We start from the raw sequence: 16417 nt of genomic DNA on the forward strand, positions 1-16417 counted from the left end.
GGCCAAATTTCCGCCGCTTCCCCGATTCCCCCCCGGGCCCCCCCACCCCCCCCGGGTGGGGGCGCCCGGGGGGAGCGTTCTCCCCAGTGCAGCCGCACGTGCGCTTCATGCGCAACTCGGAGAGGCCCTTGCGCCGGCTGTCGAGAGGGCTGTGCAACGGTCCATCCAGAAAAGCCCGCGCACGCTGACGGATATATTATACCCGGTGTTTCTGCCGGCTATTCGCAAGTCGATCGGCGAAAAGATCGACCAAACCTTTCAGTCGCTGAATGAAACTTTAAGACATATATTTACTTGGCATGGGCTCAAGTGGAGATTTGAAGCTTGGAGAACGGGGGCAAGCTTCTCAGAAGTTGTTCTCAGGCATTCTCTTGTCTATCGTGTAGAACACGCCTTTCTCATTCACCGCAATTCCGGGCTTTTGATCAAGCATGTAACTGCCGAAAACGCAACCAGCGAAGATCCTCAACTGATCTCTTCGATGCTTAGTGCAATTCAGGATTTTGTAAAAGACTCATTTAACGAGAAAGAACAGAGCGGCCTGGACACTATTCGTTTCGGGGAGCTTCGTCTCTGGTCGGAAGTTGGACCGTTTGCGACCCTGGTTGCGGTGATCCGGGGAAATCCGCCGGAGGAATTACATGAAATAATTCGCGATGTATTGCTTCGCATCCATGATGAATACTCACAGGCTCTAGAGCAGTTTGACGGCGACAGTTCGCAGTTGGCCGGCGTAGAGACGCAGTTGCAGACCTGCGTTGAACTGAAGCAGGAGGAATCAAACCAGGGATTTCCGTGGCTGGTAGTGGCTGCAGTCCTGCTGGTTTTGATTCCCGCAGGCGGTTGGTTCTTTCTTTCCTGGCAATCCGGGCAACGCTGGCAGGCGTATGTGTCGCGCCTGGGGACCCAGCCGGGCATCATCGTTGCCGAACAAAAGGTGCGCGATGGCCAATTCTATATTGCCGGCCTGAGAGACCCGCTTGCCGCCGACCCGCAGTCGCTGTTGGCCGGAACGCAGGTCGATCCAACCCGCGTTCATTCACGCTGGCAATTCTATCAGAGTCTTGATCCGGAGTTCGTGTTGAAGCGGCTAACGGCGTCGCTGGTTCCGCCGGATTCAGTACGACTTTCGATCGTCGATCATCGCATCGTTGCCGAGGGTGAGGCTCCCGACACCTGGATAGATCGCGCACGCGCAGCGGCCCGACAGCTTTCGGCAGGCGGACCGGAATTCGACATCTCCAGAGTTCGTGATGTGAGCCCCGAAGCACGCGCGGCGGAGCACTGGCAGACTTATGTGTCGCGACTGGAGGCCCAACCGGGAATCATCGTCGTCCAACAAACGGCGAGGGGCGGACATTTCTATATTTCCGGCCTGAGAGACCCGCTTGCCGCCGACCCGCAGGCTCTGCTGTCCGGAACGGAGGTCGATCCCGCCCGCGTTCATTCGCAGTGGCAATTCTATCAGAGCCTTGATCCGAAGTTCGTCCTGAAGCGGCTGATGGTGTCGCTGACCCCGCCGAAATCAGTTCGGCTTTCGATCGTCGAGGACCGCATCGTTGCCGAGGGTGAGGCTCCCGACACCTGGATAGATCGGGCGCGCGCAGCGGCCCGACAGCTTTCGGCAGGCGGACCGGAATTCGACATCTCCAAGGTTCGTGATGTGAGCCCCGAAGCACGCGCGGCGGAGCACTGGCAGACTTATGTGTCGCGACTGGAGGCCCAAGCGGGAATCATCGTCGCCCAACAAACGGCGAGGGGCGGACATTTCTATATTTCCGGCCTGAGAGACCCGCAGGCCGCCAACCCGCAGGCTCTGCTGTCCGGAACAGGGGTCGATCCTGCTCGCGTTCATTCACAGTGGCAATTCTATCAAAGCCTTGATCCGAAGTTCGTGCTGAAGCGGCTGATGGCGTCGCTGGCTCCGCCGAAATCGGTTCGGCTTATGATCATCAAGGATCGCATTGTTGCCCAGGGTGAGGCTCCTGCCGCATGGATAGATCGGGCGCGGGTCGCCGCCCAACAGCTGTCCGCGGACGGACTCTCTCTAGAAATCTCCGAGCTGCGTGAGTTGACCCCTCCGCAACTCACTCATTCGAGGGAGGCTATTCAAGCGGTCAACATTTTCTTCGATTCTGGCAAGGCTGTACCGGGACCAGAGCAACTGCCGGTTCTCGACAATTTGGCGAATCAGTTGAAGCAATTGGCCAAGGACGCCCGCAACGCAGGCGTGACAGCACAGTTCATGTTGACCGGCCATTCGGACGAGACGGGCCGTGAAACGGCCAAATTGTCGATCAGCGCCGCGCGCGCGGAAACAGTTCGTGCGCTTCTCAAGAAGCGCGGCGTCGATCCGGAGTTGCTCTTGGTTCGCGGCGCGGGCACCTTTGAGCCAGCGGAGATTGAAAATAGCCGAACGGGGAACTCCGCCAACCGCAGAGTTTCGGTTACGGTAAACTTCCACTAGGGCGGAGCCCAGGAAATTGCAAAAGAAGATCTGCATGTTGGGCGGGTTCGCTGTCGGAAAGACGAGTCTGGTTCGCAGGTTTGTGCAAAGCATCTTTTCAGAAACCTACTTGACCACGGTGGGAGTGAAAATCGACAAGAAGAGTGTCGCATTCCCGGACAAAACCGTGGATCTGATTTTGTGGGATTTGGCCGGCGAAGACGATATCGGCTCATTCCGCGTCAGCTATGTGCGAGGTGCGAGCGGGCTCGTGCTTGTCGTCGATGGAACCCGCGCCGCCACTCTCGCCGTGGCGCTCACGTTGCGCGAGCGGGCCGAGGCTGAATTCGGCGCTATGCCGTTTGTATTGCTGCTCAACAAATCCGATCTGGCCGATCGGTGGGCAATATCGGATAGTGAAATTAACGAACTGAGGCAACTTGGATGGCAAATCTATCTAACAAGTGCGCTTTCGGGTGAACATGTTGATGATGCGTTTCGTCAGCTTGCTTCGATGGTCGCAAAATAGACCATGCATGAATTGCCAAGAGAAGTCAGAAGCTGGATTTACGATTTCTTCTACAACGAGCGCTCCGTCGCATATCTGAAAATCGACGCCCAGCTTTGCATAGCTGCGAAGGGCGGCAACGTTAAACATTACGGACTCTCATCAGTTCGCATAGGTAAGCCTGTTGCCGAGCAGCTTGAATTCATGGAAGGTTTGCTGCCCTGCCCGGAGCTTCCATATCATATGGCCATGGTCGAACTGCCCAGCGGGCGTGTCGCGGACCTCCATCTTTTTGCTGACAATGCCTGCGTGTGGCTGCTCTTTCTTGACGCCACTGCCGAACGCGACAATAGGCAGCGACTTCAACAGAAGGCTTATGAAATGACGCTCCTGCAAGAGAGGGAGCGTCAACTCAACGAGAAATTACAATCGATGAACGAGGCGTTGAGGGCGAGCCAAGAGGGATTGTCGCGTGAATACCAGCGCGCCGAAGCCCTGCTCCTCAACATTCTTCCGGCGTCTATCGCGGAGCGGCTAAAAGCGCACGAAGAAATTGCAGACAACTACGCAGAGGTGAGTGTGCTTTTTGCCGACATCGTCGGTTTTACGGAAAGGGCGCGGAACGTCGGAGCCGTGACGACGCTCGCTATTTTAAATTACTTCTTCAAGGCGGCGGATCTGCTCTCGGAGCGATACGGCTGCGAAAAGATCAAGACAATCGGCGATTGTGTGATGGTGGTCGCTGGCCTGCCCGCCGCGCGATCCGATCATGCGGAAGCCCTTACGCACTATGCACTTGAACTGCGGAAGGCGGTTAAGCTCGAACGCTTCGCAGGAGAACCGATAAGACTCAGAATTGGAATTCACTCAGGACCAATCGTGGCGGGCGTTATAGGCAAAAGGCGGTTTGCCTATGACCTATGGGGCGACACCGTTAATCTCGCCGCACGTATCCAAACGTCCGCGGAGCCCGATGAAATCCGTATTTCGGATGCAACTCATCAACTGCTTGGACCAAATTTTGCTTGCGACCCACTCGCGGAAACGGAATTGCGTGGTACAGGTCGTGTGCGAATGTGGCGGCTCCCGGGGGAAATCGGATCCTGATATCTGACGTCGCCATCGTTCTTCCCTGCACGGTCATGCGCCCAGTTTCCATCACATAGCCTCGGTCGGCGATGCCCACCGCGGCATACGCGTTCTGGCCTGGGGGATCCTGGTGCCGGGTCTTTTACGCCCAGCATCACGGATGCGCAGTTCATATAACGGCTGGAGGCTGGGCCTAGGTCGGAATGCCCTCCCCCGGCGGCTAAGTAGACACCGCGAAGTACCCGGCGTAACGGTCTGGGTCGAAACGATGACGTCTTGCACCGCAACATCGGTTTCTTCAAGGTAGGGCAACAACGGACATAGATGTCGTTGCTAGCCGATCTGACCGGAAGGTTAACAGCACGATGCCACGCATCACTCGACGATTGGGGGCCAGGAACCTGGCGCGCCTGGCACGGCGTCTCGGAGACCTGACTGCGATGTTTGCCCTGATTGCCAGGCCGCTCGTCTTTGGGATCGCCCTTTTGTTGACAGGTCAGGCACAGGCGCAGGCGCCGGCGACCGCCCCGCCTGAAAGGGTCAAACAGCTGCTCGAGCTTCTCGACGATCCATCAGTGAAGGCCTGGGTGGCCGAACAGCGAAATCAGGACGCCGGGTCAACGGGAGCGCCTGCCGAGACAGGAGCTTCGCCGACCGACGCATCGTCCGGCGCCGTGGCCGCACCCGGCCAGATGAATACGATGGCATCCTCGACGCTTGATGGGATCAGGCATCATATCGAAAGAATCGTGCGAACTTTGCCCTTGCTGCCAGGCCAGTTCGCGCGCGTTCGGGCAGAGACGATGGAGGATATGTCCAGCAAGGGGTCAGCCGCCGTATTTGTGCTGATTGCGATGTTCATCGCTGCCGGCCTGGCACTCACTTGGGCAACGTTCAAGTTCACCCGTCCATTTCGTCTTTGGATTATCGCGCAACCGAAGGATACGCCGATTGGGCGAGCCAAGAAGATTGGTGGTCGCATGCTTTATTCCAGCATGCTGATCGTCTCTTTCGCACTGGGCAGCGCCGGCGCGTTCATGTTGTTCGACTGGCCAATGCTTATCCGCGAGATTGTACTGACATTTCTGATGGCGGCAGTCGTTACATGGGGTGTGCGCATGTACGTCATGGCCATGCTCGTCCCTTCCTTCATGAACGTCGAGAACGCCGTCGAGGTTCGTGCTTTGCCGATCACCAACGAAGCGGCTGACCATTGGTCCTATTGGCTACCCCGGATCGTCGGCGTCTTCGCTTTCTTCGGCGCCGCGTTTATCCTCTTGCCAGGTCTCGGCATCGATCAGGACGGAATGATGGTCCTGTCACTGGGCGCCGACTTCGTGCTGCTGGTGCTCCTGCTGCTCGCGATTTGGCGTCGGCCAAGAACGCAGCGAGACGGTGCGCGCCACATCGGTCACACGGAAGCGACATGGCTATTGACTGCTTATTTCGTCGTCCTGTTCCTGCAGCGCATCGCCGGCCTTTATACATACTTCTGGTTTACCTTCGCCGCATTCTTCCTGCCTTTTGCAATCGTGATGACGCAGCGCGGGGTTAAATTTCGTTCTGCGACCAGGTTCGGAAGATGTCGGCCGGCCTACGATCCCGGCGGTGACGATCGCTGTCATCGATCGCGCAATCCGAATGATTTTCATCTTGGCGGCGGCTTACTTTCTCGCACGTGTCTGGGGTCTGGACATGCAATCCATGCGGGACAGCGATACGACGACGACGTTCATATTGCGCGGCTTGGTCAATGTCGTGGTCATTGCCCTAGCAGCCGATTTCGGCTGGTCGATCATCAAAGCTTTGATCGAACGAAAGCTGGGCATCGAAACACCGCACCCTGTGATCAGCGACGAGGATGTCCCGGTCCTCGATCCGCAGCAGGCGCGGCTGCACACGCTCTTGCCGATCCTCCAGAACATTCTGCTCGCATCGATCATCGTGATGGCGGTGCTTATGATGCTCGCCTCGCTGGGTATCCAGATCGGCCCGCTGATCGCCGGCGCTGGCGTCGTCGGCGTCGCCGTGGGCTTTGGGGCACAAACCATCGTCAAGGACGTCATTTCAGGCGTGTTTTTCCTGCTCGATGATGCGTTCCGTGTCGGCGAATACATTTCATCGGGCAATTACAAGGGTACTGTGGAAAGCTTTTCGCTGCGCTCGGTGAAGCTGCGCCACCATCGTGGTCCGCTGTTCACGATACCTTTCGGTGAACTCGGGGCAGTCCAGAACCAGAGTCGTGACTGGGTTATCGACAAATTCAACATCACCGTTGGTTATGACACCGATATCGACTTCGCTCGCAAGCTGATCAAGCGGATCGGCCTCGAACTGGCGGAAGATCCCGAGTTCAAACACTGGGTGCTCGACCCGATCAAGATGCAGGGCGTACAGGAGTTCGGCGAATACGGCATCGTATTGAGGGTCAAGGCCACAACCAAACCGGGAGGCGCCTTCGGTATGAAACGCAAATTCTATGTACGCCTCCGCCAAGTCTTCAAAGAGCAGGGCATCGAACTCCCATTTCCGACCGTCCAGGTCCAGGGGCTACAGAACCCACATGGGGCAGAGAATGCGCCGTTGGAGATCACACCCGAGTTGAAAATGGCCGTTGCTCAGTCGCACACTATTCGGCGCAGAAAAAAAGCCAGCACACCGGAGTAGGAAAGCTGTGACACCTGCCGGTCACAGCGTCGCTTTCCGCGCATCGCCCGTGGCAGGGATACTCTTCTATCTTCAACCGTTAAGACGAAAAAGACGGTCTCGAGGCAGTCTACAACCAGAGTCCGTCCCGAGATTTACATCGGGCTGCGTAAGTTGATACAGCGGTACGCTCGAGACAGCGCCATCGGCTACCTGCCGCGCGTCAGTCACGCGATAAGGACCGTCCCGCGAGAAGCGGCGCGTACGCGGCGAGCCTGCGGGATACGAACTCGGTGAAGAGCCGCACGCGCTTTGTCTTGCGTGTCTCCCCCTGTGTGAGAAGCCAGAGCGTTCCGTACATGTGCAGGTCGGTGCCCGGCACCCTCACCAGTAGGGGGTCGGCATCTCCGACGAAGCACGGCAGTGTCGTCATCCCGAGCCCTTGCCGTACTGCAACGATCTGCGCCTCGCCGTCCGTGGTCCTGAACGGAACCCCCGTGGTACGAACCTCACCCTCGCTGGCCCAATCCGGGATGCCATGAATGCTTATGACGATCCACCGGATGGGATCAGGCGCGCCCGCACGCCACGCGGCTAGTCGATCGCGAGACATGTAGACGCCGCCGAACAGCTCCGGTCCCTTCAGGCCGTGAAGATTGAGCGGCAGGGTTTTGCGGTCGTAGACGACGCGGATCGCGACGTCGGCCTCTCGGTTGGTCAGATTTGCCAGCTCGCCGGACGACAAGATTTCCATCTCGATGTCCGGATGCAGACGCGCGAAATCGGCGAAGTCCGGCATGAGCAGGTGTGTCGCGAGGGGCGGTGCCAGCGTCACCCGCAGAAGCCCGCGCACGCTCTGGTCGCGCCCGAAGACGCGCGTCTCCAGCAGGTGCGACGACACTTCCATCTGGTCCGCGAACTCGAGGACCTCCTCGCCCGCAGCCGTCAGGCGGTAGCCCGAAGGCAGCTTTTCGAACATGTGCACCCCGAGGCGTTCCTCGAGCTGGGCGACGCGTCGCAGCACGGTCGAGTGGTTCACACCGAGGCGCTCGGCGGCAGCCCGCACGGAGCCTCCGCGCGCGACGGCAAGAAAGTAGCGAACGTCATCCCAGTCGATCATGGTGCAATCCGGCACCGCGCGGTGCGCCTTCCAAAGCCCGTATCTAACACATCGAACAGCAGTACGGGCGGTCATCATAGCTTATGTCGACGAGCGCGGCCCAATTTCGAACGGCGGACGCCGATCGTCGCGGCTGGCCTCAGTCGTCCAGCCGGATCGATTTCGCACCACCGATGTGCGCGCTTCCGCACTCAACACCTGACGCCGGCGGACCCATTTCGAGGTTCTCGGAGGCAGATGCTGTCCCGACACCACGAAAGGAGAAGTCATGGGAAAGCTTGAGGGTAAGGTTGCAGTCATCACGGGTGGATCGAGCGGCATGGCGCTGGCGAGCGCCAAGCGGTTCGTTGAAGAAGGCGCCTATGTTTTCATCACGGGCCGGAGACAGGAGGCGCTGGACGAGGCCGTCAAGCTGATCGGCCGGAACGTGACCGGCGTGCGCGGCGATGCGGCCAATCTCGACGACCTCGACCGCCTGTTCGATACAGTCAAGCGGGAAAAGGGCAAGATCGACGTCCTGTATGCGAGCGCCGGCACGGGCGAAGCCGTCCCACTGGGCGAGATTACCGAGCAGCATTTCGATGCGACCTTCGGCCTGAATACGCGCGGCACGCTGTTCACGGTGCAAAAGGCATTGCCGCTGTTCAACGATGGCGGATCGATCTTCATGACCGGATCAGTTGCTTCGGTGAAAGGTTTTCCTGGTTACAGCGTGTATGCGGCGAGCAAGGCGGCGTTGCACGCATTCGCACGCGGGTGGCTCAACGAGCTGAAGGGCAGGAATATCCGGGTGAACGTGCTGCACCCGGGGCCGATCGCCACACCGATGCAGGACCAAGTTCTCGACGAGGAGGGGAAGCGGATGTTCGAATCCCTGATCCCGCGGGGAAAGATGGGGCGTCCTGAGGAAATTGCGACGGCCGCGCTGTTTCTTGCTTCAGACGATTCGAGCTTCGTGAATGGGCTGGAGTTGTCTGTCGACGGAGGCTTCTCGGCCATCTGAAATCGCGGCGGATCGCGGGAAGCGGCTGACCGGCGGGAACTAGCGTGTCCATGATGGAACGCCGGGACGTCTGCGCAAAGGACGCCACACAGTAGAACGGATAACCCAGCGCCGTTGAGGGCCGGGGAATCAAGACCAACACGGATCGGAGAAGTATTATGAGCTACGCTATTGTAGGATTCGGTAAGATAGGCCAGGCCCTCGCCCACGCCTTCGCCCGTAAAAACATCGACGTGACCGTCGCGAGCCGCCGGCCGCCCGAGGCGCTGGCGCCGCAGGCTCGGGCGATTGGACCCACGGTCGTCGCCAAGTCGCTGCGGGATGCACTCGAGGCCGACACAATCATCTTGGCGGTGCCGTTCGGGGAGCATCGCGAGGTTGCGAAGGTCCTGCCGAGTTGGAAAGGCAAGACTGTCATCGACGCGATGAACGCGTTTCCAGTCCCTGAAGAGCTGGACGGTCTCCCGTCCTCCGCCTTCGTCGCGAAGGCGTTCACCGGCGCCAAATTCGTGAAAGGGTTCAATCACCTGATTGCGGCCACCCTGGCTGCCGATCCGATCGTCGAGGGCGTGCACCGGGTCGTCTTTCTGTCGAGCGACGACGAGGACGCGACCGCTCCGGTGGCGGCCTTGGCCAAACAACTCGGGTTCGCACCCGTCAAGCTGGGAAAGCTCAACGAGGGTGGCGCGCTGGTGCACGCACGCGGCCGCACTTGGGGCCAGCTCATCTTCCAGGATTTGTTCAAGAAGGAGCAGTAATCGATGTGTGATTTGGCCCGAGCGATATGGTCCGAAAACGTCGGCCATCTACGCACTCAACGACATTGACGTGAAGGCGCCGGCTGAAGTGGTCTGGAAGCTGCTCGTCGATGCCGAGAATTGGTCGAGCTACTTTCCCGCCGAAGATCAGGTCAAGATCTTGACCGGCAAGCCGGAACTGGCGCTTCAAACCAGATACAGCCGGGTGACGGTTGGCTTTCCGATGAGTCTGGTCGTGACGGAGTGTGAACCCTTCCGCAGGCTCGCGTGGGCGACGACGGTCGATGGCGACGAGACCGGCTCGAGCGCGTACCACGGCTGGGTCATCACTCCTACGGTCGATGGCTGCCATGTGCTGACCGAAGAAACGCAGCAGGGCCCTTGGTTCCTTGAGGAACTCGGGCGCAAGCATCCCGGTGCACTCTACCGCTATCACCAGGAATGGGTCGAAAGCCTCGCCCGCGCTGCGGAGGCGGAAGTGGCAAGCAGGGCAAGTTGAATGGGCTTGTCTTGAGGCCTGGCCGGTTGCTTGGGCCGCAACGCTTTCGACCGAACAGTACTGGGCCTGCCTTCGTCCCGAATATTGTCGGTACTCAACAGACGACGGGCGCTTCCAGCCTGGATCGGCGGATGATCACCCACCTACCATTGGAGATAAATGACATGAATATTGAACTCATGGGCCGCAAGGCGATTGTCACCGGATCCACCGCCGGAATCGGCCGCGCGACGGCGGAGGGGTTTGCCCGTGCCGGTGCATCGGTCGTCGTCAACGGCCGTGGGAATACCCGGGTCGACGAGGCGGTGAGGCAGATGCGGCAGGCCTTTCCCGGAAGCGACATCTCGGGCATCGCCGCCGATCTTGCGACAGCGGAGGGTGCCCAGGCCTTGATCGCGCAGGCGCCGGACGCCGATATCCTTGTGAACAATGTTGGTACGGCTCACATCCGGAGCTACAGTGGCGTCGAGGACATCGCGAAGATCCCCGACGAGGACTGGCTTGGCCTCTTCCAGTTGAACGTAATGAGTGGCGTGCGCGTGACCCGTCATTATCTGCCGCGGATGGTGGCGAAAGGCTGGGGCCGCGTCGTGTTTGTAAGTAGCGAGTCCGCAGTCAACATCCCTAAGGAAATGCTCGACTACGGCATGACCAAGACCGCTCAACTCGCGGTGTCGCGCGGGCTCGCCGAGGCGGTCGCGGGCACGGGTGTCACAATCAACGCCGTCCTGCCGGGACCTACCCGCTCTGAGATCCTGGGCGACTTCATGGCGAAGCAGGCTGACGCAAACGGAATCACGCAGCAGGAGGCCGAACAGGGCTTCTTGAAGGCGATGCGTCCGACCACCCTCATCCAACGCTTCGCGACCACCGATGAGGTGGCCAACATGATCATCTACGCATGCTCGGAGCAGGCTTCGGCGACAACCGGCGCGGCTTTGCGGGTGGATGGCGGCGTAGTCCGCTTCGTCGCGTAGCTGCCGAGACGGTTATGGCGCTAATGGCGCCGACCAGCGGACGGTCGACACCTGCGGCTGAGTTTCCCCTGCCCGGTGTCTTCAGGCCAAATGCTGGCCGTGACCTTCACCTGTTTCTCGACACACCCTGCAACAGGTCGAGGAAGGCGCGCACAGCGGGATTGGCGCGCCGGCTTTCCGGCCAGACCGCCGTGATATTGTGCCGCTCGACCGCATGGTTGGAAAGCACCGGCTCCGAAGCATCGACCAGGATAAGCGGCAGATTATAGTGCTGGCGAAACATCTCCACGAACTGATCGCGCGCTAACTTCTTCGAGCAGCGCGCGACCGAAGATTTGAAGGCCACAAAGTCGCGAAGGTTGGGGTAGGCCCGACGGGGTATGGGCGCCGTTCGAAGAGCGGGGAGACGCCCGACAGAGCGGCAGATCTGTCGGTCGCCTAGAATCTATCGACTGCTATCGATGGCCTAGGATTCGCTCGAGTGTCCTCTGCTATCCGATATTACTCCACAGCACTCCCCTCCGTTCGCGCAGCCAGAGTGGGCGTTTGTGTTCACTCCATCGCTTTCGTTCGCCGACATAGAGCTGCCCGCTTCCGCAGCGTCAGAGCCGATTCTCTACATGTAAAAGCTGTACCTTGGAGCGATCTCCTGCCCGTCTCGGAGGTACTTCAGCACCTGCCCCACCTGTCTTGCCGTCGCAATAGTAATCGGCATTCCGTTGTCGAACTGAGTGTTGTTCCAATTCATCTTGGTCAAAGCCAGGGTCTCGTACGCGATATGCTGCAGTGGTTGACCGAGGACCTGACATCGCAGTATCAGCGGCCGCGGCACATACATTCCGGGATATGTGCGGAAGAAGTCGACGCTGCCGCGCGTGTAAAGGTGCGGAAATCGACGCCTCAGTTCGACTTTCTTCTGACCGCTTACAATCTTGGTAGCGTACTCTGGCTTGACGCTCAGAACGAAGTCGTGGCGGAAAGGTCAAGGTTGTTCATTCAGTGACGATCGCAAAATTTCCCACGATCGGGCATTATCCTACGCGAAACAAATTGTGAACCGCTGATTGATCCAAATCGGCGACGGAGGTCACCGAGCGATCTGCTTCCGATATTGCGGTTCGCAAGCCCGCAGGAAACGCCGAAGCAACAGGCGTCACACTCGCCTGTCTGTAACCCAAAGGCCGTAGTGTGGCAGAGCAATGGCTCTTGGGATCATCACAAAAGAAAGGACGCTTGGCTGCCGCTGTTGCAGTTGTGGGAACAACCGCTTTCAAGTCGAGGCAGAGTTTGGGTTAACGACTGAGATGAGGCGCAAAGCAGCCATGCCGCCGTCGCGTGTGAGACTCTGCTTCGGGTCACAAGCAAAACAGCAGCCCTATGGCTCGTCCCTCACATCGCGCAAATTAGACACAACCCGGCGGTTCTGCGACCTGCAGGCGTTGTCGGGGCACTCGCGGACGAGCCTGTCCTTGCCGTAGCCCTTGGCCCACATGCGGTTGCGGTCTATGCCGCCGGCGGCGAGGTAGTCCATCACCGCATCGGCGCGCTGCTGCGACAGCGCCGTTTCACTTGCGCCGGGATCGTCGGCGAAACCCTGCAGCTTGAGCAGCCAGCGCGGATGCTTTGCTAACCAGGCGATCTGGGTGTCGAGGGTGGCCTTGGCGACAGAATCGAGCGCGGCCGAACCTTGCGTGAAATAGGTGCGGCGGCCGACATTGAGGATAAAATCCTCCTCGCTGCCCGGCTGCACGTTCTGGAAGCCGGCAACCTCGGTGTTGGTGACGTCGGGCGTGGAAGGGGCCAGCGTGTTGCTGGTCGAGCAGGATGCGACCAGCACCAGCAGGCCGGCGGCGAGCAGCCGGCGCGTGTTTTCAATCGTGCGGTTCATGAGGCGCCAATCATTCGACAGTGGTGGAAGCGGGCGCCTGGTCGGCGATGTGCGGCAGGACCTGCACCGCGGTGCCGATCGGGCAGCGCTGGTAGAGGTCGATGATGTCTTCCGGGAACATACGGATGCAGCCGCTGGAAGCGTCGGTGCCGATGCTCCATGGCTCCAGCGTGCCATGCAGGCGGTAGCCGGTGTCGGCGCCGTCGCGGTGCAAATAGAGCGCGCGCGGCCCGAGCGGATTGTTGGACGCGCCGCCTGCGACCATGGGTGGTAGGTCCGGCTTGCGCTTACGCATTTCGGGGGGCGGGACCCATTGCGGCCACAGCGCGCGGCGGTCGATCGTCGCGCGGCCGTACCATTTGAAGCCGTCCTTGCCGACGCCGACGCCGTAGCGGATGGCGGTCTTGTTTTCCATGATGACGTAGAGGAAGTGGTGGCGGGTATCGACCACGACGGTGCCGACCGGCTCGCTGCTGAAATACTTGACGATCTGGCGATGCCATCTCTTGTCGATCTTGGCGAAGTTGGTCTTGCGATAGACAAAATTGTTGTCGCTGGCGGTACCGGCGAAAAAGGATTTTGCCGCCGCGGCTTGAGCAATATTGCTGGTTGCACCCACCGCGACCAGCGCCAGGCCACCGAGCACGACACCCCTGCGTGATAAAACCATCGGCAATATTCCCCCATGCCTAAAGCCTGGCGGACCATAGTTGAGAATTATTTCGCCTCAAAGTGGAAAATGCTGCGTTGCTTAAGTCGGCCGTGTCCGGACATTCGGCAATTTGGCGGCGAGTGACCGAATTGTGACTATCTTGCCGAGGACGAACGTCTAACCTAAACCCCCTCCAGGACCTTACCAAATTGGCGCGACTGTTTGGGACCGGGCGTAGTTGCGACATTTGCCCTATCCGGAAGTGTGAGCGATGCCGTGGGCATGATGCATGCTTTTCGTTCGGTTGCTGCGATGATCGTGATGTCCGGCGTGGCAGGTTGCACCAGCATTTCCTACTACGCACAATCCTTGAAGGGTCACGTGGAGATCATGGCGGCGCGCCAGGATGTCGGAGAGCTGATCGACAATCCTTCGACCCCTGGGACATTGCGCGCTCGAATGGCATCGGCGAGCGCCATCCGACAGTTTGCGATAGATGAACTAGCGCTGCCGGACAACAACAGCTACCGCAGCTATGTTGACGTTGGTCGAGACGCGGTGACATGGGCCATCTTTGCAGCGCCGGAATTCTCGCTGACGCCACGAACATGGTGCTTTCCGGTGTTCGGATGCGTACCGTACCGAGGGTACTTCTCCAAAAGGTCTGCGATTGAAACCGCTGTCGAACTTCAGAGACAGGGCCTGGACATCTATGTGACGGGCATCACTGCATATTCCACGCTCGGCTGGTCAAGTGACCCGCTGCTAAGCACCATGCTCAGCCAAGATGAAACGTATCTTGCAGGGCTGGTATTCCACGAACTCGCTCACCAGCGCGTCTACGTGCATGACGATTCCTCGTTCAACGAAGCGTTCGCTGTCGCTGTTGAAACAACGGGTGTGAGAAAATGGCTGCGCGCGACCGGCGATACTGCCGGATTGCGCCGTTACGAAGCAGACCGGAGGCGCAGAGCTGAATTTCTTGTGCTGGTGTCGCAGACCCGGGACGAGCTAAGGCAAGTCTATGACGACGATGTTACTTCTGAGCAGAAGTGGGCCGCGAAGAAGGCCGCGATCGAACGGCTGAGGACGCGATACCGACAGATGCGCGACAGGCGCTGGGGTGGATACCGTGGATATGACGCCTGGTTCGATGCTCCGATCAACAACGCAAAGCTCGCCGCGACTTCCGTCTACAGCGATCGGGTGACTGCGTTTCTCCGCTTATTCGATTTGTGTTCGGGCGACTATCCACGGTTCTTCGCGTCGGTTCGACGGATAGGAGCGTTAGACAAATCTGACCGCGCCGAAGCGCTCGAGGCGGCAGATACATGCGATTGGGCCGGTCAAATCCGAAGGCCAGAAGCGGCGAATCGGTCGCTGATGTACTCGGCAGCCAGCGCAGGTGATTGAATTGACCATTTGTCGGCCGATTTCCTAGGTACTTTGACGTCGGCGGGGCCAGAAGACGCATGTCGGCCTACAGAAGCCAAAAGCGGACTTGCCTGAACTCCCCGAGGGGTCCTGGACCACAATGATTGCCGGCGGGCTGTGGCGCCTCAGTGTGCGCCCCTACGAGGCCGAAAACCTCACGCTCACGCCGCGCTGCCGAAAATAAGCCTGCATCAGCTTGCGGCCCGAACGGTTGTTCTGTGCCAGCCTTGCCGGATCGAACACCGCCTGTTCTATCCCCTCTCGCGTCAGCGCTGCTTTGAGCGCCGCGATATGTGCGTCGATGTCGGCATTGTTCGCCCGGAGCGATGCATAGATGCTGTCGGTCGCCTCGGCCACGGTCGGCTCGCTCACGGGTGTACTCCTTTGGCTATTCGGGCGGCGGCTTAGCACAGATCAGCGGCTTCGCCGATACCGATAAGACGGCTAGATGGGCGGCAACAGTGTTCCTTGGGGTCGGTTGTGAGTCATAGGTTCCGCCTGAGTCGGAGATCGCAAGCCATGTCGACATGAACGAGTGAGGAGGATTGGACGCACACGTTCGAGTATCCGGGCTTGCCTGCCGCGCGGCTGACCGTCCGGCCGCGCGGAAGTCGTTCACGGCAGCACGTCTACGCGTCAATTCAGGAATTCGAACCGATGACGCGCATCGCTTGGGGTGGCAGTCCGAAGATCTCGCGAAGGTCGCCATGCAGCGAAACGGATAACCCAGCGCCGTTGAGGGCCGGGGAATCAAGACCAACACGGATCGGAGAAGTATTATGAGCTATGCGATTGTAGGATTCGGTGCGGTAGGCCAGGCCCTCGCCCACGCCTTCGCCCGTAAAAACATCGACGTGACCGTCGCGAGCCGCCGGCCGCTCGAGGCGCTGGCGCCGCAGGCTCGGGCGATTGGACCCACGGTCGTCGCCAAGTCGCTGCGGGATGCACTCGAGGCCGACACAATCATCTTGGCGGTCCCGTTCGGGGAGCATCGCGAGGTTGCGAAGGTCCTGCCGAGTTGGAAAGGCAAGACGGTCATCGACGCGATGAACGCGTTTCCAGTCCCTGAAGAGCTGGACGGTCTCCCGTCCTCCGCCTTCGTCGCGAAGGCGTTCACCGGCGCCAAATTCGTGAAAGGGTTCAATCACCTGATTGCGGCCACCCTGGCTGCCGATCCGATCGTCGAGGGCGTGCACCGGGTCGTCTTTCTGTCGAGCGACGACGAGGACGCGACCGCTCCGGTGGCGGCCTTGGCCAAACAACTCGGGTTCGCACCCGTCAAGCTGGGAAAGCTCAGCGAGGGTGGCGCGCTGGTTCACGCACGCGGCCGCACGTGGGGCCAGCTCATCTTCCAGGACCTGTTCAAGAAGGAGCAGTAATCGATCTACGACCGTGTG

At 59.6% G+C, this 16417-nt stretch carries 16 protein-coding genes and 1 pseudogene; 11 read left to right on the forward strand and 6 right to left on the reverse strand.

Annotated features, from left to right (window positions below; all coding sequences use genetic code 11):
• Positions 1-151 precede the first annotated feature (151 nt).
• The 5 genes from NKI50_RS13710 (at position 152) to NKI50_RS13730 (ending at position 6710) form a co-directional block, all read left to right on the forward strand.
• Positions 152-2467, forward strand: a complete 2316-nt coding sequence (locus NKI50_RS13710; RefSeq protein WP_352716848.1) for an OmpA family protein — start codon at positions 152-154, stop codon at positions 2465-2467.
• A 16-nt stretch (positions 2468-2483) separates the two neighbouring features.
• The gene (locus NKI50_RS13715) at positions 2484-2975 is read left to right on the forward strand and encodes a Rab family GTPase (RefSeq protein WP_023716509.1); all 492 of its coding nucleotides are present in this window, start codon (positions 2484-2486) and stop codon (positions 2973-2975) included.
• 3 nt (positions 2976-2978) lie between these two features.
• The gene (locus NKI50_RS13720; RefSeq protein ID WP_352716850.1) at positions 2979-4061 is read left to right on the forward strand and encodes an adenylate/guanylate cyclase domain-containing protein; all 1083 of its coding nucleotides are present in this window, start codon (positions 2979-2981) and stop codon (positions 4059-4061) included.
• Positions 4062-4483: 422 nt separating this feature from the next.
• Complete coding sequence (locus NKI50_RS13725; RefSeq protein ID WP_352716852.1) at positions 4484-6136, forward strand: hypothetical protein; 1653 nt, start codon at positions 4484-4486, stop codon at positions 6134-6136.
• Complete coding sequence (locus NKI50_RS13730) at positions 6024-6710, forward strand: mechanosensitive ion channel family protein (protein ID WP_352716979.1); 687 nt, start codon at positions 6024-6026, stop codon at positions 6708-6710. Before NKI50_RS13725 ends, NKI50_RS13730 begins: the two co-directional genes overlap by 113 nt.
• 202 nt (positions 6711-6912) lie before the next feature.
• Here NKI50_RS13730 and NKI50_RS13735 read toward each other — a convergent pair whose 3' ends face one another.
• The gene (locus NKI50_RS13735) at positions 6913-7809 is read right to left on the reverse strand and encodes a LysR family transcriptional regulator (protein WP_352716854.1); all 897 of its coding nucleotides are present in this window, start codon (positions 7807-7809) and stop codon (positions 6913-6915) included.
• Between the two features lie 268 nt (positions 7810-8077).
• Between NKI50_RS13735 and NKI50_RS13740 the strand changes: the two genes are divergently transcribed.
• From NKI50_RS13740 to NKI50_RS13755, 4 genes are all read left to right on the forward strand, one after another.
• Positions 8078-8812, forward strand: coding sequence for an SDR family NAD(P)-dependent oxidoreductase (locus NKI50_RS13740; protein WP_292208972.1), 735 nt, complete (start codon positions 8078-8080; stop codon positions 8810-8812).
• A 158-nt stretch (positions 8813-8970) separates the two neighbouring features.
• A complete protein-coding gene (locus NKI50_RS13745; RefSeq protein ID WP_352641547.1) occupies positions 8971-9570 on the forward strand; it encodes an NADPH-dependent F420 reductase in 600 nt (199 codons plus the stop codon).
• A gap of 70 nt (positions 9571-9640) precedes the next feature.
• A complete protein-coding gene (locus NKI50_RS13750; RefSeq protein WP_352716856.1) occupies positions 9641-10069 on the forward strand; it encodes an SRPBCC domain-containing protein in 429 nt (142 codons plus the stop codon).
• A gap of 164 nt (positions 10070-10233) precedes the next feature.
• Entirely contained in the window at positions 10234-11046 is an 813-nt protein-coding gene (locus tag NKI50_RS13755; protein WP_352716858.1) for an SDR family NAD(P)-dependent oxidoreductase, read from the forward strand.
• 106 nt (positions 11047-11152) lie between these two features.
• On the opposite strand, the pseudogene NKI50_RS13760 reads toward NKI50_RS13755, so the two are convergent.
• The 4 genes and pseudogenes from NKI50_RS13760 to NKI50_RS13770 form a co-directional block, all read right to left on the reverse strand.
• Positions 11153-11278: pseudogene (locus NKI50_RS13760) on the reverse strand (LysR family transcriptional regulator); the annotation flags it as partial.
• A 384-nt stretch (positions 11279-11662) separates the two neighbouring features.
• Positions 11663-12007 (reverse strand): ASCH domain-containing protein, encoded by a 345-nt coding sequence (locus NKI50_RS30565; protein ID WP_502897243.1) that lies wholly within the window; start codon positions 12005-12007, stop codon positions 11663-11665.
• A gap of 414 nt (positions 12008-12421) precedes the next feature.
• Positions 12422-12934 carry an OmpA family protein gene (locus NKI50_RS13765; RefSeq protein WP_352482338.1) on the reverse strand — a complete coding sequence of 171 codons (513 nt, stop codon included), beginning with the start codon at positions 12932-12934 and terminating at the stop codon, positions 12422-12424.
• 10 nt (positions 12935-12944) lie between these two features.
• Positions 12945-13604: a L,D-transpeptidase gene (locus NKI50_RS13770; RefSeq protein ID WP_352482339.1), complete on the reverse strand. Its 660-nt coding sequence runs from the start codon at positions 13602-13604 to the stop codon at positions 12945-12947.
• A 264-nt stretch (positions 13605-13868) separates the two neighbouring features.
• Here NKI50_RS13770 and NKI50_RS13775 point away from each other — a divergent pair, with 264 nt between their 5' ends.
• Positions 13869-14999 carry an aminopeptidase gene (locus NKI50_RS13775; RefSeq protein ID WP_352716981.1) on the forward strand — a complete coding sequence of 377 codons (1131 nt, stop codon included), beginning with the start codon at positions 13869-13871 and terminating at the stop codon, positions 14997-14999.
• 159 nt (positions 15000-15158) lie between these two features.
• Here the strand turns inward: NKI50_RS13775 and NKI50_RS13780 are convergent, their stop codons facing one another.
• Positions 15159-15392 (reverse strand): hypothetical protein, encoded by a 234-nt coding sequence (locus NKI50_RS13780; protein WP_023716496.1) that lies wholly within the window; start codon positions 15390-15392, stop codon positions 15159-15161.
• A gap of 407 nt (positions 15393-15799) precedes the next feature.
• On the opposite strand from NKI50_RS13780, the gene NKI50_RS13785 reads away from it, so the two are divergent.
• A complete protein-coding gene (locus tag NKI50_RS13785; protein WP_352716861.1) occupies positions 15800-16399 on the forward strand; it encodes an NADPH-dependent F420 reductase in 600 nt (199 codons plus the stop codon).
• Positions 16400-16417: the final 18 nt, after the last annotated feature.

It is taken from the genome of Mesorhizobium sp. M0563 (genome assembly GCF_040321065.1).
Lineage (GTDB): Bacteria > Pseudomonadota > Alphaproteobacteria > Rhizobiales > Rhizobiaceae > Mesorhizobium.

Excerpts from the sequence above, each read along its gene's own strand:
- NKI50_RS13720 (WP_352716850.1), top strand. The coding sequence starts at position 2,979 with ATGCATGAATTGCCAAGAGAAGTCAGAAGCTGGATTTACGATTTCTTC.
- NKI50_RS13725 (WP_352716852.1), top strand. The coding sequence starts at position 4,484 with ATGTTTGCCCTGATTGCCAGGCCGCTCGTCTTTGGGATCGCCCTTTTG.
- NKI50_RS13735 (WP_352716854.1), bottom strand. The coding sequence starts at position 7,809 with ATGATCGACTGGGATGACGTTCGCTACTTTCTTGCCGTCGCGCGCGGA.
- NKI50_RS13740 (WP_292208972.1), top strand. The coding sequence starts at position 8,078 with ATGGGAAAGCTTGAGGGTAAGGTTGCAGTCATCACGGGTGGATCGAGC.
- NKI50_RS13745 (WP_352641547.1), top strand. The coding sequence starts at position 8,971 with ATGAGCTACGCTATTGTAGGATTCGGTAAGATAGGCCAGGCCCTCGCC.
- NKI50_RS13755 (WP_352716858.1), top strand. The coding sequence starts at position 10,234 with ATGAATATTGAACTCATGGGCCGCAAGGCGATTGTCACCGGATCCACC.
- NKI50_RS13765 (WP_352482338.1), bottom strand. The coding sequence starts at position 12,934 with ATGAACCGCACGATTGAAAACACGCGCCGGCTGCTCGCCGCCGGCCTG.
- NKI50_RS13770 (WP_352482339.1), bottom strand. The coding sequence starts at position 13,604 with ATGGTTTTATCACGCAGGGGTGTCGTGCTCGGTGGCCTGGCGCTGGTC.
- NKI50_RS13775 (WP_352716981.1), top strand. The coding sequence starts at position 13,869 with ATGATGCATGCTTTTCGTTCGGTTGCTGCGATGATCGTGATGTCCGGC.
- NKI50_RS13785 (WP_352716861.1), top strand. The coding sequence starts at position 15,800 with ATGAGCTATGCGATTGTAGGATTCGGTGCGGTAGGCCAGGCCCTCGCC.